15 protein-coding genes are annotated in these 24,830 nt (G+C 36.2%); 9 read left to right on the top strand and 6 right to left on the bottom strand.

The window, feature by feature from the left end; translation table 11 throughout:
- Positions 1–41: 41 nt before the first annotated feature.
- The 3 genes from AB1278_RS04305 to AB1278_RS04315 all read right to left on the bottom strand — a co-directional run bounded on the left by AB1278_RS04305 (position 42) and on the right by AB1278_RS04315 (position 3,490).
- Positions 42–179, bottom strand: a complete 138-nt coding sequence (locus tag AB1278_RS04305; protein ID WP_167348788.1) for a hypothetical protein — start codon at positions 177–179, stop codon at positions 42–44.
- Positions 180–456: 277 nt separating this feature from the next.
- Entirely contained in the window at positions 457–2,844 is a 2,388-nt protein-coding gene (locus AB1278_RS04310) for a M1 family metallopeptidase (RefSeq protein ID WP_411413416.1), read from the bottom strand.
- Positions 2,845–2,911: 67 nt separating this feature from the next.
- Positions 2,912–3,490 (bottom strand): HupE/UreJ family protein, encoded by a 579-nt coding sequence (locus AB1278_RS04315; protein ID WP_227943265.1) that lies wholly within the window; start codon positions 3,488–3,490, stop codon positions 2,912–2,914.
- 151 nt (positions 3,491–3,641) lie between these two features.
- On the opposite strand from AB1278_RS04315, the gene AB1278_RS04320 reads away from it, so the two are divergent.
- Together AB1278_RS04320 and AB1278_RS04325 are read left to right on the top strand one after the other, a co-directional pair.
- Positions 3,642–6,860, top strand: coding sequence for a S8/S53 family peptidase (locus AB1278_RS04320; protein ID WP_429812664.1), 3,219 nt, complete (start codon positions 3,642–3,644; stop codon positions 6,858–6,860).
- Between the two features lie 77 nt (positions 6,861–6,937).
- Positions 6,938–7,453 (top strand): DUF6702 family protein, encoded by a 516-nt coding sequence (locus AB1278_RS04325; protein ID WP_202841365.1) that lies wholly within the window; start codon positions 6,938–6,940, stop codon positions 7,451–7,453.
- Between the two features lie 5 nt (positions 7,454–7,458).
- Here the strand turns inward: AB1278_RS04325 and AB1278_RS04330 are convergent, their stop codons facing one another.
- Both AB1278_RS04330 and radA read right to left on the bottom strand, forming a co-directional pair.
- Positions 7,459–8,052 (bottom strand): ACP phosphodiesterase, encoded by a 594-nt coding sequence (locus AB1278_RS04330; RefSeq protein WP_202841363.1) that lies wholly within the window; start codon positions 8,050–8,052, stop codon positions 7,459–7,461.
- A 122-nt stretch (positions 8,053–8,174) separates the two neighbouring features.
- Positions 8,175–9,524, bottom strand: coding sequence for a DNA repair protein RadA (radA, locus tag AB1278_RS04335; protein ID WP_343640748.1), 1,350 nt, complete (start codon positions 9,522–9,524; stop codon positions 8,175–8,177).
- A gap of 140 nt (positions 9,525–9,664) precedes the next feature.
- Between radA and AB1278_RS04340 the strand changes: the two genes are divergently transcribed.
- From AB1278_RS04340 to yidC, 3 genes are all read left to right on the top strand, one after another.
- Positions 9,665–10,234: a YceI family protein gene (locus AB1278_RS04340; RefSeq protein ID WP_110008140.1), complete on the top strand. Its 570-nt coding sequence runs from the start codon at positions 9,665–9,667 to the stop codon at positions 10,232–10,234.
- Between the two features lie 225 nt (positions 10,235–10,459).
- Positions 10,460–12,067, top strand: a complete 1,608-nt coding sequence (locus AB1278_RS04345) for a CTP synthase (RefSeq protein ID WP_110008139.1) — start codon at positions 10,460–10,462, stop codon at positions 12,065–12,067.
- A gap of 178 nt (positions 12,068–12,245) precedes the next feature.
- Positions 12,246–14,045 (top strand): membrane protein insertase YidC, encoded by a 1,800-nt coding sequence (gene yidC, locus AB1278_RS04350; protein WP_227943270.1) that lies wholly within the window; start codon positions 12,246–12,248, stop codon positions 14,043–14,045.
- A 131-nt stretch (positions 14,046–14,176) separates the two neighbouring features.
- Here the strand turns inward: yidC and AB1278_RS04355 are convergent, their stop codons facing one another.
- Positions 14,177–14,761 (bottom strand): ribonuclease HII, encoded by a 585-nt coding sequence (locus AB1278_RS04355; RefSeq protein ID WP_110008137.1) that lies wholly within the window; start codon positions 14,759–14,761, stop codon positions 14,177–14,179.
- Positions 14,762–15,250: 489 nt separating this feature from the next.
- On the opposite strand from AB1278_RS04355, the gene AB1278_RS04360 reads away from it, so the two are divergent.
- The 4 genes from AB1278_RS04360 to AB1278_RS04375 all read left to right on the top strand — a co-directional run bounded on the left by AB1278_RS04360 (position 15,251) and on the right by AB1278_RS04375 (position 24,509).
- On the top strand, positions 15,251–18,178 hold the full coding sequence (locus tag AB1278_RS04360) for a SusC/RagA family TonB-linked outer membrane protein (RefSeq protein WP_429812668.1): 2,928 nt from the start codon (positions 15,251–15,253) through the stop codon (positions 18,176–18,178).
- 5 nt (positions 18,179–18,183) lie between these two features.
- Positions 18,184–19,782: a SusD/RagB family nutrient-binding outer membrane lipoprotein gene (locus tag AB1278_RS04365; protein ID WP_429812671.1), complete on the top strand. Its 1,599-nt coding sequence runs from the start codon at positions 18,184–18,186 to the stop codon at positions 19,780–19,782.
- Between the two features lie 290 nt (positions 19,783–20,072).
- Complete coding sequence (locus tag AB1278_RS04370; RefSeq protein WP_411413421.1) at positions 20,073–23,072, top strand: SusC/RagA family TonB-linked outer membrane protein; 3,000 nt, start codon at positions 20,073–20,075, stop codon at positions 23,070–23,072.
- Positions 23,073–23,084: 12 nt separating this feature from the next.
- On the top strand, positions 23,085–24,509 hold the full coding sequence (locus AB1278_RS04375; protein ID WP_429812674.1) for a SusD/RagB family nutrient-binding outer membrane lipoprotein: 1,425 nt from the start codon (positions 23,085–23,087) through the stop codon (positions 24,507–24,509).
- The last annotated feature ends 321 nt before the right edge of the window (positions 24,510–24,830 follow it).

Genomic DNA, 24,830 nt, shown 5'->3' on the forward strand with positions numbered 1-24,830 from the left:
GGAAAACTCCGGCTTTATTTTAATTGTTATCAGGTTACAGATTAAGGACAATTTTGTCCCGGTCCGATCCATAAAGTACATTTTCCGTTGTCGTCGCGTTCGCAGCATACGAGTCTGGCAGCAAGCCCGCCATTGATGGTTTTCTGAGCATCTCTGCTTAGTAATTTGGCATTTTTCATAAGTAATATTTTGTTTTTTTAATCCTGAGCATTTATTGTCAATCAGGTTTTTGACATTTGGTGTTATGGTGATTCAAATATAAAACTTTTTAAGTCAGGTTGTTATATTTTTTTATAGACGGAAAACAGGTGTTGGTATTTGCAGGAGTTCAATTGATTACTGAACTTTTGGATAGGCAGATTTAAGCAAAAAAAACACTACTTTATATTAAAAAAAGAATTATTCTTTTTAATACGAAGTAGTGCTGTATTTGTTAAAGTTTACAACTTCTTGGTTTTAACTTTTTCCTGCAGCCTGCATTGGATTAACCTTTCCGGTTGAGCCTCCTCTTACATTTCCGCCTTCCTGTTTTTGTTTGAAAAGCTGGAATTTAGAAGTTTCAGTACCCGCTCCGGTACTGCTCCAGAAATTATTGGTGGTATCAATATCAGCAGTTTCTCTCATGGGATCAAGCTGAATAGATTTCACTTTCTTATCAAAATAATAAGTCTTGGAAACTTTTTGTTCATTCAGCCTCCAGATCTGTGCAGCAGATTTATCATACACTTTTGAACCGTCTTCAAACGTGAACTCAAGAATGATAGGCATTACCAATCCGCCCTTGTTGACAAAATCGATCTGATATCCTGTAATATTTTTGAATTTCTCTTTATCCTTAGCATCTAAAGGAAGACCAGCTTCGGTTTTGATGCTATATTGCTTATTATTATCTACCTTTTCCTGGCCTCTGTCATATTTGTAATAGAAATCCTGAACATCCTTATCGCCGTCTACATAGAATTTAATATTCTTATCTTCTCTGTTTCTGATTTTTGAAAGATCTTCAAAATTGTTGACCAATGGTTTTTCTACCTGATATTTCACTTCAGCAGCAGCTTTAGGATTCGTCTCAAGATCAGGAACGGCTACCGTTACTTTATCAATAGCGATGTCTACAGGATCTGTACCGTAAAACCATCCTCTCCAGAACCAGTCCAGGTCTTCACCACTGGCATCTTCCATGGTACGGAATAAATCAGCAGGTTCAGGATGTTTGAAAGCCCATCTTTTGGCATACGTTTTAAAAGCTTTGTCGAAAAGCTCTCTTCCCATGATCGTTTCACGAAGAATATTCAGTCCTGTAGCAGGTTTTGAATAGGCGTTCGGCCCATACTGAACAATATTTTCAGAGTTGCTCATGATAGGCTCCAGCTGATCTTTCGGGAGTTTCATATAATCTACGATCGTCCATGCCGGTCCTCTTTTGGATGGGAATTTATTATCCCACTTTTCTTCTGTAAGGTATTCTGTAAAAGTATTCAGACCTTCGTCCATCCATGCCCATTGTCTTTCATCAGAATTGATGATCATAGGGAAGAAGTTGTGCCCAACTTCGTGGATGATAACTCCGATCATTCCGTTTTTGGTCCCTTCAGAATAGGTTCCGTCCTTTTCGGTTCTTCCGAAGTTGAAACAGATCATCGGATATTCCATTCCGTTGGCCGCTTCTACAGATTGGGCTACAGGGTATGGATAAGGAATGGTAAATTCCGAATAGGTTTTAATGGTATGAGCAACCGCTTTTGTGGAAAAATTTCTGTAAAGACCATAAGATTCCTTTGGATAAAAGCTCATTGCCATTACTTTATTATTGTTTTCAGGAATGGTTACACGCATTCCGTCCCATACAAATTTTCGGGAAGAAGTCCAGGCAAAGTCACGAACATCCTTCGCTTCAAAAACCCATGTTTTTCTTTGTTTTGAATGATTTTTTTCCGCTTTCTTGGCTTCATCCAAAGTTACAATTTCAATAGGTTCAGAAGCATTTTCAGCTTTTCTGTATCTTGACAGCTGATCAGACGTTAATACCTGGTCATAATTTTTACACTCTCCGGTTCCGCCAACAATATGATCGGAAGGAACATTCATTGAAACTTTAAAGTCTCCGAAAACTAGCGCAAATTCACCTCTTCCGGTAAACTGGTGGTTCTGCCAGCCCTGGAAATCACTATACACACACATTCTCGGATACCATTGTGCCATGGTATACAGATCGTTGCCGTCTTCAGGGAAATTTTCATAACCGCCGCGGCCGCCCATTTTGATTCTATTGGGAATATTGTAGTTCCAGTCTACTTTGAAAACGAATTTCTCACCCTTTTTCAAAACCTTGGGAAGATCAATACGCATCATAGTCTTGTTGACTGTATATTTCAAAGGACTACCTGAAACATCAGTCACTTTCTCAAGACTTACACCATACCCGTTATCCTTAACAGGAAGTTCTGTTACTTTAAGTTGCTGGTCTGTTGTTGAAGGGTGAAGAACAGATGAAGTATCATACCCGGCATTTCTAATGCTGGAATGTTCATTTTCATCAAGCTGAAGCCAGATATAATCCAGATCATCAGGCGAATTGTTGTAATAAGTTACCGTTTCTGAACCTTTCAGGTTTCTTTTATCCTCATCCAGATAAGCGGTGATGTTGTAGTCGGCCCTGTTCTGCCAGTATCCGTGACCGGGAGCTCCTGATGCCGTTCTGTAAATGTTGGGTGTTGGCAGAATAGTTCCCAGCTGCTCAAACTTGTTGCCATGATTGCTGCCAGGGTTATTCTGAATATTTTGTGCGGTGAAACCTGTATATGCAAATACAGAAAGTGAAAGTATAACAACTTTTAGTTTCATAACCGAAATGATTTTTTGATGATCAAAGATAGTAATTACCTGTTGAATTAATATGAATATTTAAATTTTAAAAAGGAATTCTTTCCAAAGTCATTTTTAGGGATAAAGCAAATACGCCTGAAGAGACAAATAAAATCCAGTCTTTTTTATTCACTTTAAAAAGATTGAGCAGAATGAAAAGGACGATCAAAATAGCAAAAACAATTACAATCTGGCCAAGCTCCAGTCCGATATTGAAGCCAAGCAGAGGTAAGGCTATACTCTGGCTTTTGGCAATCATTACTCTTGCGGTGTTGGCAAATCCCATCCCATGAACAAGGCCGAAGATCAGTGCAAGATAATAGTTGGCCCGCATCAGAGTTTGTTTCTGGTTTTTCATGATAATATTATCCAGAGAGGTCAGAACAATGGTTAAAGGAATTAAAAATTCCACCCAGTCGGAAGGAACTCTGAAAATATCCAGAATACTCAGTGCTAATGTAATGGAATGTCCAATGGTGAATGCCGTAACAAGAATCAGAATTTTTTTCCAGTCACTGTAAGAATAAACAGCAATTAAAGCCAGAACAAAAAGCTGATGATCAAGGGCATCCAGTGAAATAATGTGTTCCCATCCAAGGTTTAAATAAAAAAGAAAATCCTGCATTTTGGTTAAAAAATTTTATATTTTGAATATATTGTTAAAATATGATTGATTTTATTATTTGGTTTAATTTTTAAGCTTGATTGTTGTTAATATCTTGGCTTATTGATATGTTGAATAAAAATTGTATAATTGTATTGCTTAAAAATGAATTATGGATATTAAAAAATTATTTTCTACAAATGTAAACATTTCACCCGGAGGAGCGAAGCTTCTCAGAAATGCTGCAGCAGCGTTTTTAGGATTATATTCCTATGCATTTTACGGACAGGTACAAAAACTGGACTCCCGGTTTGATATTTTATTGAAAAATAAGGAAAATATAGCCAATGGAAGATCTGTTAGGGATTTGGAACGTCCTGATATGAAACTTGATAAGCATCTGGTAGTGACTTCAAAGGGAGCACAAACCATGTATTCATGTATTATTTATACCAAAGAACCGGAAAAACTGAAAGCAGACGGTTTTATTATTCAGAGCCAGCTGCCGGCTTTCTCCACAGCTTTGGTTACCATTGAAGATATTGAAAGACTGATGCAGCTTCCTTATGTAACCTCTGTAATGGCGCCGGAATTTGATGAGCTTCATAATGATGTGAGCAGAGCTCAGTCCGGAGCAAGCCTTTTGCAGGATGGAGTTTTCAATAACACCGCTTATAACGGAACAGGTGTTTTGGTAGGAATTTATGACAGCGGAATAGACTGGAAGCATCCTGATTTCAGAAAAGCCGATGATCAGACCAAAAGCAGAATTGTTTCCATTTGGGATCAGACATTAACTGCACAGGCGGGAGAAACTGCTCCGGTAGGGTTTTCTACTGGTGTAGAATATACCCGAGCACAGATTGAAGATGAACTGGACGGAACACCAACAGGTTTTGTTCGTGAAAATGATATTAATGGTCACGGAACCCACGTTTCAGGTACAGCAGCCGGGAATGGTGCAGCCTTTGCCGATAAAAGACATAAGGGATTCTCATCTGATGCAGATATTGTTTTTGTAAAAGGTGGCAACGGGTCTTTTCCCACAACCAATACCATTAATGCTTTAACGTATTTCAAGAACGTGGCAACGGCTCTTAATAAGCCCATTGTCGTTAATATGAGTATCGGTGGTCAGAGCAGTGCCCACGACGGAACCTCCAGCCATGAAGTAGCAGTGAATAGTTTTACCACTTCAGGAGCGGGAAGAGTTGTTGTGATTTCTGCAGGAAATGATTATGGAGCTAATCTTCACAGAAAAGTAGATATTGCAGCCGGTGCGGCACAGACCTATAACTTTACCGTAGCAAGCAACACTTCCGCAGCTTCAGTATTCTCATTCATTATGTATGCCAATGACAATACTCCCGTTACTGCAAAATTAACCACTCCGGACGGACAGCAGTATACACAGAATATCAGTACAAACACCGCTCACACTATATTGGGAGGAGGTCTTACCGCAACTATGTACAACTATTGGAGTAACGACAACAATAAAAGGTATGTGCAGTTGGTAGTGACCAGAACCTCCGGAACCACCAATGTTCAGGGAAATTATTCATTGGAAATTACCAACAACGGAACCCAGCAGATCACAGCCCACGGCTGGCTGTATAGTCAGGGAGTGCAAACCACCTTACAAAACGGGGATAATGAATATATTGTAGGATCACCGGGAAATGCTTCCAACGCCATCACGGTAGCTTCCTATATGGGAAGAGCCAGTTGGTACAGTGGAGCAAGCGGCTACTTTACACTTACTCCGCAAGAATCCATCTCTTCATTCAGTGCACAGGGACCAAGAGTAGATGGTGTCCAGAAACCGGATATTGCAGGCTCAGGACAGAACGTGATTTCTGCCCGATCAGCCGATTCTGCTCCTGGCTCAACAGATATTATTGCAGGAACCAATTATTATGTAAAAAACCAGGGAACAAGTATGTCTTCACCGGGGGTAGCAGGAGCTGTCGGCTTACTGCTTCAGGCTAATCCTTCATTAACGGCAGCCCAGGTGAAAGCACGTCTTACTTCCAATGCAAGAATGGATGGGGCAACAGGAACTGTTCCCAATATGAGATGGGGATATGGGAAATTAGATATTTACAAAGCTGTTACGGATGAATTAGGTTGTGTAAAATCTAATTTTGAAACTGTAGGATACGATGAACCTTATATTATTGCCAATACAGAATCTAATTATTACTTTGATAATATTGCCCTGGCAGTAAGATATACGCCGACATTGACAGGAAAACTGGGCGGTTTTTCATTCTTAACAGGTACTTCTCTTCCTTCGGATATTCCGGTTGATATTCAAATCAGAAAAGTGGATGCCAATGGAAACCCCGGAGATATTATTGCGACTAAAACCATTACTTCATGGCTTAATAACGTTCAAAGATTTACCTGGAATTATGTGAGCCTTTCAGATCTGAATATTCAAATGGTAACCGGAAAAGAATTTTATATTGTCGTAAACGGATTAGGAGGAAGGATTGCCATGAAAGCTGAAAATGCAGTAGTGAATAACAGATCTAAGACTTCTACAGACGGTACTACCTGGACTTCAAGAACATTTGATCTTAAAATGAGAGCCGTGGTCTACGAAAATGTTGCTGAAGTAAAGAATTTAGCAACTTCCAACCAGACGAAAGCCGGTACGGTGACAAATGGTTACAATTATTTTACAAATTCCTGCCAGCTTATCTCAAGAATAGAAAAAGAAACAGCCAGTACCGTAACAGGAAATGTAACATCCAAAGTGTGGATTGATAATGCACAGCCCAACTATGTGGCAAGAAGATATGAAATCAATTCGGATGCAAACACAACCACAGCAACCGGTAAAGTAACCTTATATTTCAAACAGAGTGATTTCGATGCCTATAATCTGAGCAATGCAGTGAAATTACCTACTTCACCTACTGATGTTGCAAATAAAGCAAATCTTCTTATTGAAAAATATACAGGAACAAGTACTACAGGTACCGTAGCTTCTTTTGGAGGAACTGCCACAATTATTACCCCGAATATTGCAGATATTATCTGGAATGATACTTACCAATATTGGGAAGTGAGCTTCCAGACGGCAGGCTTTGGCGGATATTTTGTAAAAACAGGAACAACATTGGGAACAGCAGATGTTAAAATAAATTCAGAAGTGAACATCACCCCGAATCCTGCAAAAGATTTTGTAAATGTATCGTTAGGCAGATATTCTAAAGGGACAGTAACTATTTATGATGCTTCAGGAAAATTGGTTAAAACGGTCAATGTAGATAAAAATTCCGGTAAAATTGATGTTTCAGAACTGGTAAGAGGAACGTATCTGTTTACCATTGCATTGGATGATAACACAAAAATTACGAAAAAAGTAATGAAGCAATAAATTCATCAATCCATTATAATCAAAAGCAGCGGTTGTATAACTGCTGCTTTTTTTATATTTGCTGTAAAATAAAATTCATGCCGGGTAAGTTTTTTTGGGGATTTCTTTTTTTGATGACAATTGTTTTTCAGAGCTTTGTGAGCAGTGATGCGGTTCATCCATACCATGTAGGATCTGTTGAAATTAATTATAATTCAAAATCCAGAACCTTTGAAGTAACCGGAAGATTCTTTCTTGATGACATGGAAAATGGGCTGGGGAAAAAATATGGAAGTGCTTTCCATTTTAATGACGAAAAATATAAGGCGAAACTGAATGATGCCCTGCAAAAATATTGTTCAGAATATTTCAGGTTAAAGGCTGATAACAAATTTTTAAAAGTAAATTATATTGGTTATGAAGAAGATCAGGAATCTGTAGATATCTTTCTTGAGTCAGAACCGGTGCCCGTTCCGAAAAAAGTAGAAGCTGCTGTCAGTTTTTTATATAACCTTTTTGATGATCAGATCAATATTGTTCATATCATTGTAAACGGGCAAAGAAACAGTGAAAAACTTACCTATCCCAACCGTTATCTCTATAAACAGTTTTAAGAATATCAGTTTTCCAGCTGAAGCAATGTATTGATTCCTTTGGCGTGAGCCAGCAGATCAGGAAAAAAATCATCATAACACTGTTGAAGAAGATCTTTATTTTTTAAAAAAGCTTCAAAAACAGGAATATCTTTATCCAGATATTTGGCTTTATTCAGTACATTCTGAATACTGAATTTAATTCCCCAGTCTTCACGGTAATTATAAAGCCAGTCATCCTGTTCCATTTTAACCAGCATCTTTTTAAAATTTTCAGGGAGCCACTGTTCATGGGCATTCAAAACACTGTAAACATGAAGTGAATGTGCTTTCCATTCTGCCAGGGAATTCAGGGAAAGATCTCTGGCTACAAAATGGTCCATTGAAACATCAACAAATGCACCGGCGTACAGTCTTACCAAAGGAGCAAATACTTTTTTGGCTTCGTGAATAGCAGGATGAGAATCTGTAAATGTATCAATCGCTCTGTGCAGGGTAATTCCGTCCTGAATTTCCTTCGGGAAAGAAAAACGATCTCTGTTGCGGATGAAATCTTCGAGAAATTGCCCCACGATCTGCCCGTCGGTAAAAGAAAGAAAAGAATGAGCCAGATAATTCATAATTTAAAGGTATGAATTAAATGTGGATAGTGAAAGGTGAAAAGTGAATTCGCTTCGCTTGTGAATTTTTTATCGTGATATTAATTGACCATTGACTTGCGAAGCAAAATTGACCATTCACTCTAGAACAGTCTCTCGTGAAAATCCTCAATTTTACTCACTTCTTCAATCTTGATTCCAAATTTTCTTTTCGGGATTTTATTAAGGTTGGAAACAAATATTTTTTCATAACCCAGTTTTTCTGCTTCAGTAATTCTCTGCTCAATCTGGGCTACCGGACGGATTTCACCACTCAGACCAATTTCTCCGGCAAAGCAGTAATGTTCGGAAATAGCAATATCTTCGTTGGATGAAAGAACAGAAGCGATCACCGCCAGATCCAGTGCCGGATCGTCTGTCTTTATTCCTCCGGTAATATTAAGGAAAACGTCTTTTGCCCCCAATTGAAAACCAGCTCTTTTTTCCAGTACGGCTAAAAGCATATTCAACCTTTTGGAATCAAAACCGGTGCTGCTTCTTTGAGGAGTACCATAAACGGCGGTACTTACCAGTGCCTGTATTTCAAGAAGCATAGGTCTGTTTCCTTCCAGAGTTACTGCAACGGAGTTCCCTGAAAGTTCCTCAAACTTCTTGGTAATCAATATTTCCGAAGGGTTTTTAATCTCTTTCAATCCCTGTGAGATCATTTCATAAATTCCGATTTCTGAAGTGGACCCGAAACGGTTTTTATTGGCTCTTAGTAATCTGAACAGGTGATTCCTGTCTCCATCAAAATTCAGAACAACATCCACCATGTGCTCAAGAACCTTTGGCCCGGCAATCTGTCCGTCTTTGGTGATGTGGCCTACAAGAAATACCGGAGTATTGTTTTCTTTGGCATATTTGATGATCTCATTGGAGCATTCCCGGATTTGGGATACGGTTCCCGGAGAACTTTCTATCAATTGAGACTGCAGCGTCTGGATAGAATCGATGATCATGAAATCCGGCTCCAGTTTTTTGGCCTCATGAAGGATTTTTTCCAGTGAAGTTTCAGTAAAAAGAAAACAGTTCGGATTCTGAATATCCGTAAGCCTGTCTGCTCTCATTTTGATCTGAGAAGCACTTTCTTCCCCGGAAACATAGAAGATTTTTTTCTTCATTTTTAAAGCAAGCTGAAGCAGAAGGGTAGATTTCCCGATTCCCGGTTCACCACCAATCAGGGTCACAGAACCCAAAACGATGCCGCCTCCTAAAACACGGTTCAGCTCTTCGGAAGGTGTTTTTATTCTAGGTTCTTCGCTGGTTTCTACTTCAACAATATTGATAACATGCTGTTTGGTTTTCGAAAAGGGAGGTGTTTTGTGAGAAGGTTTTTCCACAATCTCTTCCACTAATGTATTCCACTCTCCACAGTTTTTACATTGCCCCAGCCATTGAGGGTACTGGGTTCCGCAGTTTTGACAGAAATATGCTGTTTTCAGTTTTGCCATACTGCGAAGTTATAAAAAAGCATTTTTTTTTCAGAATGTAAATGGGTTTAATATAAAAAAACTAATACGTCTGTGATAGGAATATCTTTCATATCTTAGCTTTATTCAATTAAAATATATTAATGTAAAATATCATTACAATGAAAAAAGTATTTTTATCTTTCGTATTTACGCTTGTAAGTATTGTTGCTTTTGCACAGGGAAGCTGGCAGGTAGACCAGATGCATTCATCAATCAATTTTAATATCAAGCACATGGGAATCAGTTTTGTGCAGGGAAGGTTTGATAAATTTGACGGAAAAGCAGCCACTGGTGGTGCTAATCTGGATAATGCCGATTTGAGTTTTTCTATCAGTGTCCCTTCCATTAATACAGGAGTGGACATGAGAGACAGACATCTTATCAGCGAAGAGTTTTTCGATGTTGCCAAATATCCTACGATTGAATTTAAGAGTTCTTCCGTTACAAAAGATAAGAACAATAATTACATCGTAAAAGGGAAACTGACGATGAAGGGCGTGGAAAAAGAAATTACTGCTCCGGTTACGTTTGGAGGAATTACAAAAAATAAGGACGGAAAAGAGATTATGGGAATTCAGACCAAATTTACCGTGAATCGTCTGGATTATGGAATCAAATATGACCCGTCAGGAGCCGGAATCGCGAAAGATGTTGAAGTAACAGCTTACTTTGAACTGACTAAGCAATAATATTCAGAATATAAAATATAAAAAGGTTTTCCGCTCAAATGGAAAACCTTTTTTGCTGATAGGCGACAATCCTTTGGGTTGTAGCTTTGTTTCATTTGTTTAGATCAATATTAATAAAAATTTTTATCTGGTTTTATAGTTGTTTGAGGGGTGTTTTATCATTTTCAAAATGTAAAAGATTGCTTTGTATTTCTTTTTCCCCTAACTTTGCACAAACCTAATCTAATGAGTAAAAAGAATACAAAGTACATCTTTGTGACAGGAGGTGTAACTTCATCTTTGGGAAAGGGAATCGTTTCTGCTTCTCTGGGACTTCTACTAAAATCACGCGGCTTTAATGTAACGATCCAAAAATTAGATCCTTATATCAATATCGACCCAGGAACTTTGAATCCTTATGAGCACGGAGAGTGTTATGTGACTGAAGATGGTGCAGAGACGGATCTGGATTTAGGCCACTACGAGCGTTACCTTGATGCTCCTACATCCCAAAACAACAACGTTACTACAGGAAAAATCTACCAGACTGTAATTGAAAAAGAAAGAAAAGGAGACTTCCTTGGAAAAACAGTTCAGGTAATTCCTCATATTACTAACGAAATCAAACGTAGAATTAAAATCCTTTCAAAACAGAACTACGATATCATTATTACTGAGATCGGAGGAACTGTAGGGGATATCGAATCTTTACCATACATTGAAACTGTTCGCCAGTTGAAGTGGGAATTGGGAGAGAGTAATTCTATGGTGATTCACCTTACTTTACTGCCTTATCTGGCTTCAAGTGGAGAATTAAAAACAAAACCATCCCAGCATTCCGTTCGTCAGCTGATGGAAAGCGGAATTATGGCTGATGTTTTGGTGTGCAGAACAGAACATAAAATTCCTAAAGATCAGAGAGCAAAATTGGCTCAGTTCTGTAACGTTCCTTTAGATAATGTTATTGAATGTAAAGATCTTGAAACCATTTATGAAGTTCCGATGTACCTTCAGAAGCAGAACTTTGATGATGTAGTTTTGAAAGAACTGGATCTGAAAAGTGATAAAGATGCTGATCTTAAAGACTGGAAGAGTTTCCTTAAAAAATTCCAGAATCCTAAGAAAACCGTTGAAATTGCTTTGGTTGGAAAATATGTTTCCCTTCAGGATTCGTACATTTCAATTGCTGAGGCTTTCAAACATGCCGGAGCTGACCTTGAAACTGAAGTCAAAGTTAGATGGGTATACAGTGGGGATATTACGGAAGAAAATATCAAAGATACACTGAAAGGTGTGAATGGTATTCTTGTAGCTCCAGGTTTCGGAGACAGAGGAATTGAAGGAAAAGTTCTTACCGCAAAATATGCAAGAGAAAATAAAATTCCAATGTTGGGAATCTGTTTAGGAATGCAGATTATGACGATTGAATTTGCAAGAAATGTTTTAGGACATACCAAAGCAAACTCCATGGAATTTGATACCGCTACTCCTGATCCTGTAATTTCTTTGATGGAAGAACAGAAAAATGTAGTAGATAAAGGAGGAACAATGCGTCTTGGAGCATGGAAGTGCTCATTGAAAAACGGTTCTAAATTATACGATATCTACGGAAACAAAAATATCTCTGAAAGACACCGTCACCGTTATGAATTCAACAGTGATTATCTTCAGGAATTTGAAAAGAATGGTTTCCTTGCTACAGGTACTAACCCTGAAACAGGTTTGGTAGAAGCGCTTGAACTTCCTGATCACCCGTTCTATGTAGGGGTTCAGTATCACCCGGAATATAAGAGTACGGTAGCAACACCGCATCCTTTATTCAGAGCTTTCATCAAAGCTTGCGAAAAGAAATAAGGTAAAATTTTATCATAAACGTCTACATATAAACTCAGGCTGAGAATAATCAGCCTGAGTTTATTATATAGTAACAACGTAAAGCATAGAGTTTTGATAAAAAAACAGTATTTTTGTCAGCTCAAATTATGTACACCCGTACGTACATTTTAAATTTAAAATTTTAATATAAAATAAAATGCAACAAAACAACGGAATCGATAAGAAGCAAATGATTAGTTTCGCGGTTTTATGCCTTGTTCTCTTCGGTTTTATGTTCTATTTTCAGAACAAACAAACGAAAGAAGCGGAGTTGAAAGCTCAGGAGCAGAAAACGGAACAGGCAAAAAATGCCGTAAAGCAAACTCAGGCAAGCAATATCAATCCAAATGTAACTCCTAACGCCATTCAGACAGCAAGTCTTGGAAATAATGAATTGAAACTTGAATTTTCAAGCTTAGGAGGACAGGTTTCCAAAGTAGAACTTTTAAAATATAAAGCCTACAACCACAAAACAGATAATGCAGATCAGCCGCTTTATCTTATCACTAAGAATAACTCAAACTACGGTTTTCAGTTTAAAGATAAAACAGGGAAAATCGTTAATACTAAAGATTTAGTTTTCTCACCAGCTGTTAATGGAAATGCTGTAACCTTAACTGCAGATTATAATGGTGCTGTCATTCAATTCATTTACACACTATTACCAAAATATACCCTTGATTTTAAAGTAAGAACTCAGGGGCTTTCTAAAATTACTTCTGATAACAAAGCAGATTTTATCTGGGATTATAACGTAAGAAACCTTGAAAAAGGTAGAGCTCAGGAACAGTCTCACTCAGAATTTTCTTATGCCTTCAATAATTATAAAGACTATGATTATGATGGAAGAACTACCATGGAGGAAGAAAAAGAAACCCTTAACTGGATTGGTGTAAAGCAGCAGTTTTTCTCTTCAGTCATTGAAGCTAAAAACGGATTTACACAAAGTAAAGGTAATCAGGAGAATGTTGAAGAAGGAGAGTATCTGAAGAAATTCAATTACGAAGGTTTTGTTCAGATGACCGGAAGCGAGCTGAACCAGGATTTCACATGGTATTTTATGCCATTGGATTTGCCATTGCTTAAATCTTACGATAAGAATTTTGATGAAATCCTTCCGTTAGGCTGGTCATTCATCGGGGCAATGAACCGTTATTTCTTCATGTGGTTATACAGTATTATTGCTGCGTGGGGATTGTCAGCAGGTTGGGTGATTTTTGTAATGACGATCATTGTAAAGCTGATCCTGTCGCCAATTATGTATAAGCAGCACAAACTAAGTGCAATGATGAAGGTGATCCGTCCGGAAATTGACGAGGTAAATGCGAAGTTCAAGGATGCAGATCCGATGAAGAAACAGCAGGCTACGATGGAAGTGTACAGAAAAGCAGGAGTAAATCAGATGGCGGGATGTTTACCGGCATTAGTTCAGATTCCTATCTTCTATGCTTTATTCCGTTTCTTCCCGAACTTTATTGATCTTAGAGGTCAAGGGTTCTGGTTTGCCAAAGATTTGACAGCGTATGATGATTTGATCAAGCTTCCGTTTAAAGTTCCTTTCCTTGGAGACCATTTAAGTATTTTCGCTTTAGCCTGTACAGTTGTTATTTTGATCTATACTGTTATGACTTCAGGAAATATGCAGCAGCCTCAACAGGAAGGAATGCCAAACATGAAGGTATTAATGTATATCTTCCCGATTACATTCCTGTTCTTCCTTAATACTTCGGCTTCAGGTCTTTCATGGTATTATTTTGTATCGAATGCGATTAATATTCTGATTATCCTTGTTATTAAGTATTTGATCCTGGATGAAAAGAAAATCCATGCCCAGATTCAGTCTAATAAGGAAAAACCGAAAGCGGAAGGTAAATTCCAGAAGAGAATGAGAGAAATGATGGAGAAGGCTCAGGAGCAGCAAAAAGCTCAGGAACAACAAAGAAATAAAAAGAAATAAATTCTTAATAATACGTTAAAAAAGAGAAGCAATTGAACAATTGCTTCTCTTTTTTTATCTGTAATTTATTTAGAATGATTTTAAATTTTCAATCAGTGAATGAAAATTTAATAATTGAAAATCAGTTACTTTTAATCATATTTCAGTCTGAAAGACTGTCTGTGATATCGGGTCGGTCCATGTTTAATAAGCGCATCCTGATGTTTTTTAGTAGCATAGCCAAAATTGGTATCCCACCCATATTCAGGATGTTCTTCATGAAGCTGAATCATTAACTTGTCTCTATAATTTTTGGCAAGAATAGACGCTGCAGCAATCGATAATACTTTAGAATCTCCCTTGATAATACATTGATGAGGGATGTAGTTATAAGGATGAAATTTATTCCCGTCCACCAGAATAAGTTCAGGAGTTATCGTTAGTCTGTCCAGCGCACGATGCATTGCATGGATACTTGCATTGAGAATATTATGCTCATCAATAAAGGATGGAGGTAGTTCTGCGATGGCGTAGTTTTTCACATTATCTTTAATGTAGCTATCCAGTTCCATACGTGTTTTAAACGTTAGCTTTTTTGAATCATTAACCAGATTTTGTTCAAAATCATCATCCAAAATTACCGCTGCCGCTACCACCGGCCCACTTAAGCACCCTCTTCCTACTTCATCACATCCTGCTTCGATGTAAAGGTTTGACCAGTTTTTTATTAGCTCCATGAATTGTTATATACTGCAAAAATATAAAATTTTACAGGAAAGTATTTTATAGGATTTATTATTGTCATTATTTCAGTTATTATTTATTTCTATTCGGATTCTGGTAATTTAAATATATTTTTTTCACTATTTGTGGGTAATTGATTCCTTTTTCAGGGTGAAAATATCATATGCATTGCATTGTATTTTGATTTTTATAGAGTTTTTTATCTTTTATAAGTGACTTATTTTATTGTTAATCAGTTGGTTTGATGTACTTTTTGTGCATTTTTTCTATAGATAATATAAATATTTATTATTGTTAATATTTCTTAAAAAAATATAATGTCTTAATGGTTTATTTTTGTTAAATATGTGTTTTTTAACAAAAAATAGTATAATTTCATTAGTTTTTTTTATATAATGTTGAAATATTGTTATTTTTTTTGTTTTTTTCTTTGTGTTATTAAGAAAGTTTTACAAATTTGTAGCGTACAAAATTAATTTGATATGAAGAAAATAACAATGAGTCTTCTTGTTGTTGTATTATCTTCTTCCGTTGCAATTGTAAATGCTCAGCAGAAGAAAAATGATACAGCTACTCAGACAAAGGAGATTGAAGGTGTAGTGGTAACTGCACTTGGGATTAAAAGAGAAAAAAAAGCTCTTGGATATGCCTCTCAAGAAATTAAAGGGGATATTATTTCTGAAGCAGGACAAACAAATGCATTAAGTGCATTGTCTGGAAACGTTGCGGGGGTACAAGTTACTGCGCCAAGTACAATGGGTGGATCTACTAGAATTACTATGAGGGGGATTAGCTCTATTACTGGTGAAAACAGACCTCTAATTATTGTAGACGGAGTACCATTAGACAACTCAAATGTTAACAGTGAAGATACTCAGAGAGGAGCAGGGGGTAGAGACTATGGCGATGCTTCATTTGATATTAACCCAGATGATATTGAGAGTGTAACTGTATTAAAAGGAGGCCCTGCTGCTGCTCTATATGGTTCTAGAGCAGGAAATGGTGCTATCTTGTATACAACTAAGTCTGCTAAAAAGGGTAGAACTGATATTCAGCTAAATACTGGAGTGTCTTTTGAAAGTATCTATATTCGACCTAGATTACAAAATCAATATGGGGGTGGGTATTCTGATACATTGCCAACAGCAAATATAAATGGACAAACCTACAATATACAAGAATACGAAACAGATGCTTCATGGGGACCAAAATATGATCCTAATTTAATGTATCTTCCATGGTATGCATTTGATCCTGAATTTTCTAATGATTATTTGAAACCAGTTCCTTGGATAGCTCCTAAAAAGGATGTAGATTCTTTTTTTGATACTGGGGTAACTTATACTAATAACCTATCTGTATCTAAATCTTTTGGGGATACAAACGTAAGACTTTCATATACAAATACAAATATTGGTGGTATCATTCCAACGTCTAAGATTAAAAAAGATAACTTTAATATTAATGTTAATTCTAAATTATCTGATAATCTAAAGGCGGAGGCTATCTTTAATTATGTTCATACAAATGGTTTTAATCGACCTGAAGTAGGGTACGGAGACAATTCTGTAGCTCAGAAATTTTATCAGTTTGGCCAAAGAAATCTAGATTTTACTAAGCTAAAAGATTATAAGCTTTCTAACGGAGCTCAAAGAACATGGAATAGAACAGGTTGGGATAACCCTACACCATTATATTCAGACAATCCTTACTGGACTATTAATGAAAATACATCAGAAGACTCAAGACACCGTTTTTTTGGTAATGCAGGTTTAACCTATAATTTTAACAAGAACTTTTACATTGTAGGTAAGGTGTATGGAGATGTATATTCTCAAAATATCAGCTCAAGAGTTGCAGTAGGCTCACAGGCTGTTTCAGAATATACCTTACAGAAAAGAAATGTATCAGAATTTAATTATGAAGGTAGAGCTCATTATAATAATAATTTCGGAGACTTTAGTTTAAATACATTTGCAGGATTTAATATTAGAGATAACAAAATGAGTTGGTTAAACGGTACCACAGTGGGTGGATTGATTATCCCTAATTTATATAATTTAAATAATGGTAAAGAAAATTCCTTAGCAAGTAATTATTCAGAGCATTCATCTATAAAAAGTTTATTTGCTTCGGTTTCTCTAGGGTACAAAGATATGTTGTTCTTGGAAGCTACTGGAAGAAACGACTGGTTCTCTATGCTAAATAAGGATGAGTTTTATCCATCTGTAACAGGAAGTTTTGTGTTTTCTAAAGTACTTAAAGCAGACTGGCTATCGTTTGGTAAGATTAGAGCGGGTTGGTCCAGTATAGCAGCAGGAACTGCTCCTTATAGCAGACTTACTTATACAGTAATCGGACTTCCTTTTAATGGGGCTCCTCAATATTCAAATCCTAATACATCTAATGACCCTAACATTAAACCTGAGTTAAAAATTACTCAAGAAGTTGGTCTTGAAGCAAGTTTCTTCAAAAATAGATTAAGTGTTGATTTTACATATTACGAAACAAAATCCAAAGATCTTATTATTGCTCTTCCTGTTGACCCTGCTACTGGATTCTTATTTAAGAGAATTAATGCTGGAGAGATGACTAATAAAGGTATTGAGGCAATGGTGAATATCACACCTGTAAGAAACGATAATTTTTCATGGGATTTAACATGGAATTTTGCAAGAAACAGAAACAAACTGGTAAATTTATATCAGGATTTACAGAATTATGTTCTTACCAATGCACCATTTAGAGCTCAATTAACAGCACAGGTAGGCCAGGCCTATGGCACGATCTGGGGTACAGACTATGTGTACGATGCCAATGGGAATAGAGTAGTGGATGAAAATGGTTTCTATAAAGCATCTGAAATTAAATCTTTAGGATCAATTCTTCCTGATTACAATATGGGCTTTAGAAACACCCTTCGATATAAATCACTAAGCTTATCGTTCCTGATTGATATTCAGCAAGGAGGTAAATATTTTTCAACAACACATATGTGGGGAATGTACTCCGGAATGCTAGAGGAAACCGCTTTGGGCGGGAACAGAGAAGCAGGTGTGATTCTTGATGGTGTTAAAGAAGATGGAACTAGAAATGATATTCTGTTAGATGCACCTACATGGGGAGGTACTTATTATAATACGGTTGATGCACAAAATGTTTTTGACGCAAGCTATATAAAATTAAGAGATGTAACTTTAGGTTATGATCTGCCAAAATCACTTATTGGAAACGTATTTCAGGGTATTAGGATTTCAGCTTTTGCTAGAAATTTATTTGCATGGAATTTAGCTAACAAAGGAATTGATCCAGAAAACACCTCTTATGGTTCGGGTAATATCCAAGGTATGGAAGGTGGATCTTTGCCATCAACGAGAACTTACGGGTTCAATGTTAATTTTAAATTTTAATTAAAATGAAAAAAATAATTTTAATATTATCTGTTTTAGCAGTAACATTTGTTTCAAATAGTTGCGCAGATAAATTTGATGAGATAGATGTTAATCCCAATTCAACTAATAAGCCATTAAGTTACGGTATATTTAACAGTGCTAATAAAGAATTGATGGATAATACAAGAGATGAGTGGCAATCTGGAAGAATTGTATTACCTTGGGTGCAATATTCTGCTCAGCGAGCCTATACAGAGGAGGATAGATATCAATACAGATTGTCAACCGGGGTCTCCTTGTGGAGCTTTTCTTATAGAGTAGCACAAGATTATAAGCAGATTATAGATCTTAATACTGATCCAACTACAAGTGCACAGATGGCAGTGTATGGTCCAAATAAAAATCAAATTGCGGCAGCACGAGTAATGTTGTCTTATGTATTTCTTAATTTAGCAGATTCATTTGGAGATATCCCATATTGGTCTTATGGTAATAAAGATGCAGATTTTCAGGCACTAAATATAGACATGACTTTACAGCCAAAATTTGCTAGCCAACAAAAAGTATATGCGGATATCATGAAAGAGTTGAAAGAATCTGCAGAAATGATTGATGTAAACAGTGCTGTTTTTACGCAGGGTGATGTTCTTTTTGGATCTGGAGAAAAACTTAAAAAGTTTGCCAATTCTTTAAGGCTAAGAGTGGCTACAAGAGTAAAAGGCATAGTTCCTGGTGCCGATGCACATATTGCTGATGCTATTGCTTCCGGAGTAATGACGTCAAATGCTGATAATGTGGGATTAAAATATGAAAACAATCTTGTTAATCCTTCTCCATTATATGATAATTTTAGGACCAGATCAGATTTTGCTGTTTCTAAAACTTTTGTGGATCTTTTGAAAGGTAATAGTGGAAATTTTGGTTTAGATCCAAGATTATTTAAATATGCAACCAAATCAAAATTGAGTGCAGCAGAACTGGCAGATGGGACTAATAAATCACTTAAAGATAGAATTCTTGATGGTTCAATTACTGAATCTACAGATCCTAACGATTATAAAGGTATGCCATATGGAATTCCTAGTTCTTTAGCACCAAGCCAGGCTGCAAGTTCAAACTTTTTTAGCAAGAATATTTTAAAACCAGACTACACTGAAATTTTAATGGAGTATTCTGAAGTTGAATTTTTGTTAAGCGAGGCGAATGGTTGGTCACAATCTAATTACGCAAAAGGAGTGAGGGCATCTATGGAAAGATGGGGAGTAGATGCAGCAACAATAAATACTTTTGTTTCTGCCTTACCGGCAGCTTCTAAAGCAAATGTTTTAACTCAGAAATATATTTCGTTGTTTATGCAGCCATATGAAGCATGGGCAGAGTATAGAAGAACAGGATATCCAAACACACTATTGTTGCCAGGGCAGACTGGTACACTTAATGTAGCTTCTGGAGGTAGTACGACTTATACTTTCACATCTTTAATTGCAGGACTGACTGATTTGCCTACTAGATTATTTTATCCAACAACTGTACAGACATTAAACACAGCGAATTATCAGGCTGCATCTAATGCTATTGGTGGAGATAAAATGGACACTAAATTGATTTGGGATAAAAATTAAAACGTATTAACAACATTCATATTATACCGCCTTCGGGCGGTTTTTTTTATTTAATAATATCATTGTTTTGGCTGTCGAATTGTATGATGTAAATAAGTTAATTTAATTATTTATTATAATTTTTCAAAATAATAGTATTTTATTTACATATGAGGCTTATTTGATTTATATTTTTTGTTAATTATCAGTTTTTATTGTTTGTTTATGATAAATCTTTATTTTTTTTAACATTTTTATTTGAATTATTGAATATATTTGACAAATTTGTGCGGATATAAAAAATAATTGATATGAAGAAACTAACAACAAGCCTTCTTGTTTTGGTATTGACTTCCTCTATGGCAATTGTAAGTGCTCAGGAGAAGAAAGATACGATTAAAGCAAAAGAAATTGAAGGAGTGGTAGTCACTGCACTAGGTATTAAAAGAGAAAAAAAATCTTTAGGGTATGCGTCGCAGGAAATTAAAGCAAGTGCGTTGTCTGATGGAACAACAAATACCGGAAATATCGCAGCGCAATTATCAGGTAAGGTGGCCGGTCTTAATGTTACTACAAATAACAACTTTGGAGGATCTTCCAATTTGGTTATAAGAGGGGTGAAGTCGCTTGCGGGCGGAAATCCGTTAATTGTTATTGATGGATCACCTGTTAACAACACCAGTACCCGGGAAAACTCAATTGATTACGGTAATGCTCTTTCTGATATCAACCAGGAAGATATTGAATCCATAAACGTATTAAAAGGAGCAGCGGCCTCAGCCCTTTACGGTGAAAGAGGGTTAAATGGAGTAATTGTTATTACAACTAAAAATGGAAAAGGAAAAGATGATGGTTCTTGGGGTGTGACGTTTTCCTCAGCAGTACAGGTAGGATTTATTGATAAGTCTACTTTTCCTGAATATCAGACAAGATATGGTGCCGGTTATTCTCAAAAATTCGGTACACAGGCTTCTGATGGTTTGAATAATGCGAATTTTGGAGCAGATGCTTCATGGGGCCCTAAATTTGATCCTAATTTATTGGTATATCAGTGGGATTCATTTAATCCTTTATCCCCCAATTATCAAAAAGCAACTCCTTGGGTGGCCGCTAAGAATGGACCGATTAAATTTTTCGAAAATCCAGCCTCATATATTAACAGCGTAACTTTAGAAAAAGGGCAAAAAGGAAAAAATATTAGTTTTACCTATGAAAATATGATGTCCGATGGGTTAATACCTAACTCTCATCTTAATAAAAATAATTTCTCTTTAAAGATTAATTATGATCTAACGCCTAAATTGCATTCGTCTTTCTATTCAACAATAACTTTACAGGATACTAAAGGTAGGAGTATTACGGGTTATTCAAACAATATAGCTACCGGTTTCAGACAATGGTGGCAGACTAACGTAGATATTGATGCTCTGCAAAACTTATATTTTGCAAATGTAGATCCAAATGTAGCCAATGCATCCAATAACTTTGGTAATGTTACCTGGAACAGAAAGTCTGCAGCAAATGGAGCACCTGCATATTGGAACAATCCATATTTTCAGGCCTATCAGAATTATTCTTCAGACAAAAGATACAGGAATTTCACTTATGGCCTGGTAACATATGATCTGTTTGATAATATTTCTGTTACCGGAAAAGTTTCATATGACAGATCAAATCTTATAGCAGAAACTAGATTGGCAGTTGGTTCTTTGCCTCAGGCTTTTGGACAATCAAATAACACCATTGGTTCTGGATATGGAAGACGAGACATACTGCAGACAGAGACCAACTATGACTTAATGGTGAATTACAAATTTGATATCACGGATAATATTAACCTTTCCGGAGTTGTAGGAGGAAATATACGTCGAAATTATTATAATTCAGTCTATGCATCAACAGAAGGAGGACTAATTGTACCTGGGATTTATGCCCTATCCAACTCTAAAAAGGCACCACTAGCTGCAGATGAAACTGAGTATACAATACAAACTAACTCATGGTACGCAACAGCTTCCTTTGATTTTTATAAAAAATTCTATTTAGATGCAACATTCAGAATAGAAGAAACATCAACCCTTTTAAAAGGTAATAATGTTTTTAACTACCCTTCTATTACAGGATCGTTAATTATGTCCGAAATTCTAGATACTAAAAGATGGATGAATTTCTGGAAAATAAGAGCAAATTATGCTCAGGTTGGAGGATCTGCTGCTTCTTATCAATTATTTAATAATTATAGACCTGCTGGAATTTTATCTAATCAAGGAATTTATAACTCTATTTTAAATCAACCTTACCCAGGTCTGCAACCGCAAAAGGCCAATGAATTTGAAGTCGGAACTGAAGCACATTTCTTAAAAGACAGAATAACGGTTGATTTCGCCTATTATAAAACAAGAACTACTCCTCAGATACTTTCTCCACTTCCTACTTCTGCAGCTATAGGATATACAGGTAAAATATTCAACGCTGGTAGAATTGATAATAGCGGGGTTGAAGTACAGCTAGGATTGGTACCAATAAAGACAAAAGATTTTACTTGGAATATTGACGCCAACTGGTCAAAAAATCAAAATAAAGTAGTAGAATTATATCCGGGAATTAATAACTATCTATTAAATAGTTTTCAGGGTGGGGTATCTTTAAACGCCAGAGTTGGTGAAGCTTGGGGAACATTGATTGGTGCTGATTATACCTATTTAAATGGACAAAAAGTTATCGATCCTAAGACAGGAAAATATTTACAAAACCCAAATCAGGTGATAGGTAATACTACCCCGGACTGGATTGGAGGTATTAGAAATAGCTTTAGCTATAAAGGTTTCTCTTTAAGCTTTTTAATTGATATGCGTAAAGGAGGGGATATATTCTCAACAGATATGTATTATGGATTGTCATCCGGTCTGTACAAAGAAACAGCTGAAGGAGATTTTAGGGATAAACCTATTGTTTTACCTGGTGTTCTTCCTGACGGTACTCCAAATAATATTGGATTATCACCGGTTGATAATAATGGTTCTCCCGGATACAAAACCCGACCAGCAAGCGAATTTGTTTATGATGGATCTTTTATTAAGCTTAGAGAAGCAAGTATTGGGTATATGCTTCCAAAATCTTTACTGGCAGGTACCAAGATTTATGATGCCAAGATTTCAATTGTAGGTAGAAATCTGTGGATAATTCATAAAAATTTACCATATGCTGATCCTGAAGCCATGGTAGGAGGCGGGCTTAGCTCTTATGGATGGTCAATTGGTTCCATGCCTACGACAAGAGATTTGGGTATCAATGTTACATTTAAATTCTAAATTACTTTAAAAATGAAAAATATTATAAAAATAAGTTTGGTGTCTGCATGCATTGGGTTGGCTTTAAGTTCATGCCAAAGTGATTTGACTTCTCTTAACGATGACCCTAAACATCCATCAATCCTTCCGTCTGACAATTTATTAGCTACTGCCTTATATCAGTCATCTTATTATATGGATAACCCCAGTGTGAATTTTAATAATTACAGATTCTTTACACAACAATGGGCAGAAACTCAATATCCGGACGAAACTCAATATAATTTAGTAACCCGTAATCAGCCTCGTAATCATTTTAACAGAATGTATGTTTACAGTATTAATAATCTGAAACAAGCAAAGGTTAACCTGGTAAAAGAAGTAGAACCAGATGAAAATGTTAGAATCAATAAATTGGCTACTTTAGAAATTGAAGAAATATTTATTTGGGAAAATATCGTGGATACTTATGGAGATGTTCCTTATTCTGAGGCTTTCAAACCTGATGAAATATTAACCCCTAAATATGATGATGCCAAGACTATTTATCTTGACTTGATCAAAAGAATCGATGCTGTTACGGCTACTATAAAACCTGCAGCTACCGGTTATGGAGATCTGGTTTATGGAGGTAATATGACCAAATGGAAGAAATTTGCAAATTCTATTAAATTAAGATTAGGAATAAATTTAGCAGATGTTGATCCTGCATTGTCAAAAACTACCGTTGAATCTGCAATAGCCAGTGGGGTTATTTCTTCTGACGACGACGCTTACAAATTTAAATATGACGGCGGAACTTTCTCAAATCCGGTATTTGATAATTTAGTAGCATCAAATAGAAATGATTTTTTGCCTAGTGAATTAACAATCAATACTATGAGTTCTCTTTCCGATCCAAGAATGGATGTGTGGTTTACCAAAGTAGGAGGAGTATATAAAGGAGGAGTTTTTGGAGAGCTGAATGATCCATACACTAACTTCTCTCAATTAAGCTCTTATTTCAGAAGTGCTACTGCAGCATCCAACCTTTTTAGTTATGCGGAAGTAGCCTTCTTAAAAGCAGAGGCTGCTGCAAGAGGTTATTCAGCAGGAGGTACAGCAGCAGAGCTTTATGCAATTGCAGTGAATGAATCTATGAGGGAGAATGGTGTAAGCGCTACTATTGCAGATGCATATGTGCTTGCACATCCTTATAATCCGGCAAACTGGAAACAGTCTATAGGTGTACAAGCTTGGATTGCTATGTTTAACAAAGGATTTGCAAGTTGGAATTTTACCAGACGTTTAGACTATCCGATTCTTGTGAATCCTCCGAAGTCAAATTTATCTTCTGTACCCTATAGAATGCCTTATTCTGATCAGGAGTATGTGCTAAACGGAGATAATGTAAAAGCTGCGGGTACTAAAATTGGCGGAGATAAGGCTACAACAAAACTTTTCTGGGATAAAAATTAACACATATTTTATTAACATTCATATTAAATTAAACCGCCTTCGGGTGGTTTTTTATTTGTGCAAATAATGTTTTTTTAAATTTAATATCATTTAGAAATGGATTTATTTAGAAAATAAAAAACGTATTTTGTGTATTCTATGTATAAACGTCAGATTTATATGGTATTATGTCTGGATCTATGTTAATAGTATCAATCGAAATATTGATGTTATTTTTTTTATTAATTTTCTTAATTTTTATGTAATTTTTTAATTTTTTTAATTGTTTTTACTTTCTTTTATTGGTTTATTTGTTATTTTTTAATTTTTTTCTTGCTGAAT

This window comes from Chryseobacterium sp. NRRL B-14798 (genome assembly GCF_050470705.1).
GTDB lineage: Bacteria > Bacteroidota > Bacteroidia > Flavobacteriales > Weeksellaceae > Chryseobacterium > Chryseobacterium cupriresistens.

What these genes read in the sequence shown, in the direction of transcription:
- AB1278_RS04305 (WP_167348788.1), bottom strand. Translation starts at nt 179, where the DNA reads ATGAAAAATGCCAAATTACTAAGCAGAGATGCTCAGAAAACCATCAAT.
- AB1278_RS04310 (WP_411413416.1), bottom strand. Translation starts at nt 2,844, where the DNA reads ATGAAACTAAAAGTTGTTATACTTTCACTTTCTGTATTTGCATATACA.
- AB1278_RS04315 (WP_227943265.1), bottom strand. Translation starts at nt 3,490, where the DNA reads ATGCAGGATTTTCTTTTTTATTTAAACCTTGGATGGGAACACATTATT.
- AB1278_RS04320 (WP_429812664.1), top strand. Translation starts at nt 3,642, where the DNA reads ATGGATATTAAAAAATTATTTTCTACAAATGTAAACATTTCACCCGGA.
- AB1278_RS04325 (WP_202841365.1), top strand. Translation starts at nt 6,938, where the DNA reads ATGCCGGGTAAGTTTTTTTGGGGATTTCTTTTTTTGATGACAATTGTT.
- AB1278_RS04330 (WP_202841363.1), bottom strand. Translation starts at nt 8,052, where the DNA reads ATGAATTATCTGGCTCATTCTTTTCTTTCTTTTACCGACGGGCAGATC.
- radA (WP_343640748.1), bottom strand. Translation starts at nt 9,524, where the DNA reads ATGGCAAAACTGAAAACAGCATATTTCTGTCAAAACTGCGGAACCCAG.
- AB1278_RS04340 (WP_110008140.1), top strand. Translation starts at nt 9,665, where the DNA reads ATGAAAAAAGTATTTTTATCTTTCGTATTTACGCTTGTAAGTATTGTT.
- AB1278_RS04345 (WP_110008139.1), top strand. Translation starts at nt 10,460, where the DNA reads ATGAGTAAAAAGAATACAAAGTACATCTTTGTGACAGGAGGTGTAACT.
- yidC (WP_227943270.1), top strand. Translation starts at nt 12,246, where the DNA reads ATGCAACAAAACAACGGAATCGATAAGAAGCAAATGATTAGTTTCGCG.
- AB1278_RS04355 (WP_110008137.1), bottom strand. Translation starts at nt 14,761, where the DNA reads ATGGAGCTAATAAAAAACTGGTCAAACCTTTACATCGAAGCAGGATGT.
- AB1278_RS04360 (WP_429812668.1), top strand. Translation starts at nt 15,251, where the DNA reads ATGAAGAAAATAACAATGAGTCTTCTTGTTGTTGTATTATCTTCTTCC.
- AB1278_RS04365 (WP_429812671.1), top strand. Translation starts at nt 18,184, where the DNA reads ATGAAAAAAATAATTTTAATATTATCTGTTTTAGCAGTAACATTTGTT.
- AB1278_RS04370 (WP_411413421.1), top strand. Translation starts at nt 20,073, where the DNA reads ATGAAGAAACTAACAACAAGCCTTCTTGTTTTGGTATTGACTTCCTCT.
- AB1278_RS04375 (WP_429812674.1), top strand. Translation starts at nt 23,085, where the DNA reads ATGAAAAATATTATAAAAATAAGTTTGGTGTCTGCATGCATTGGGTTG.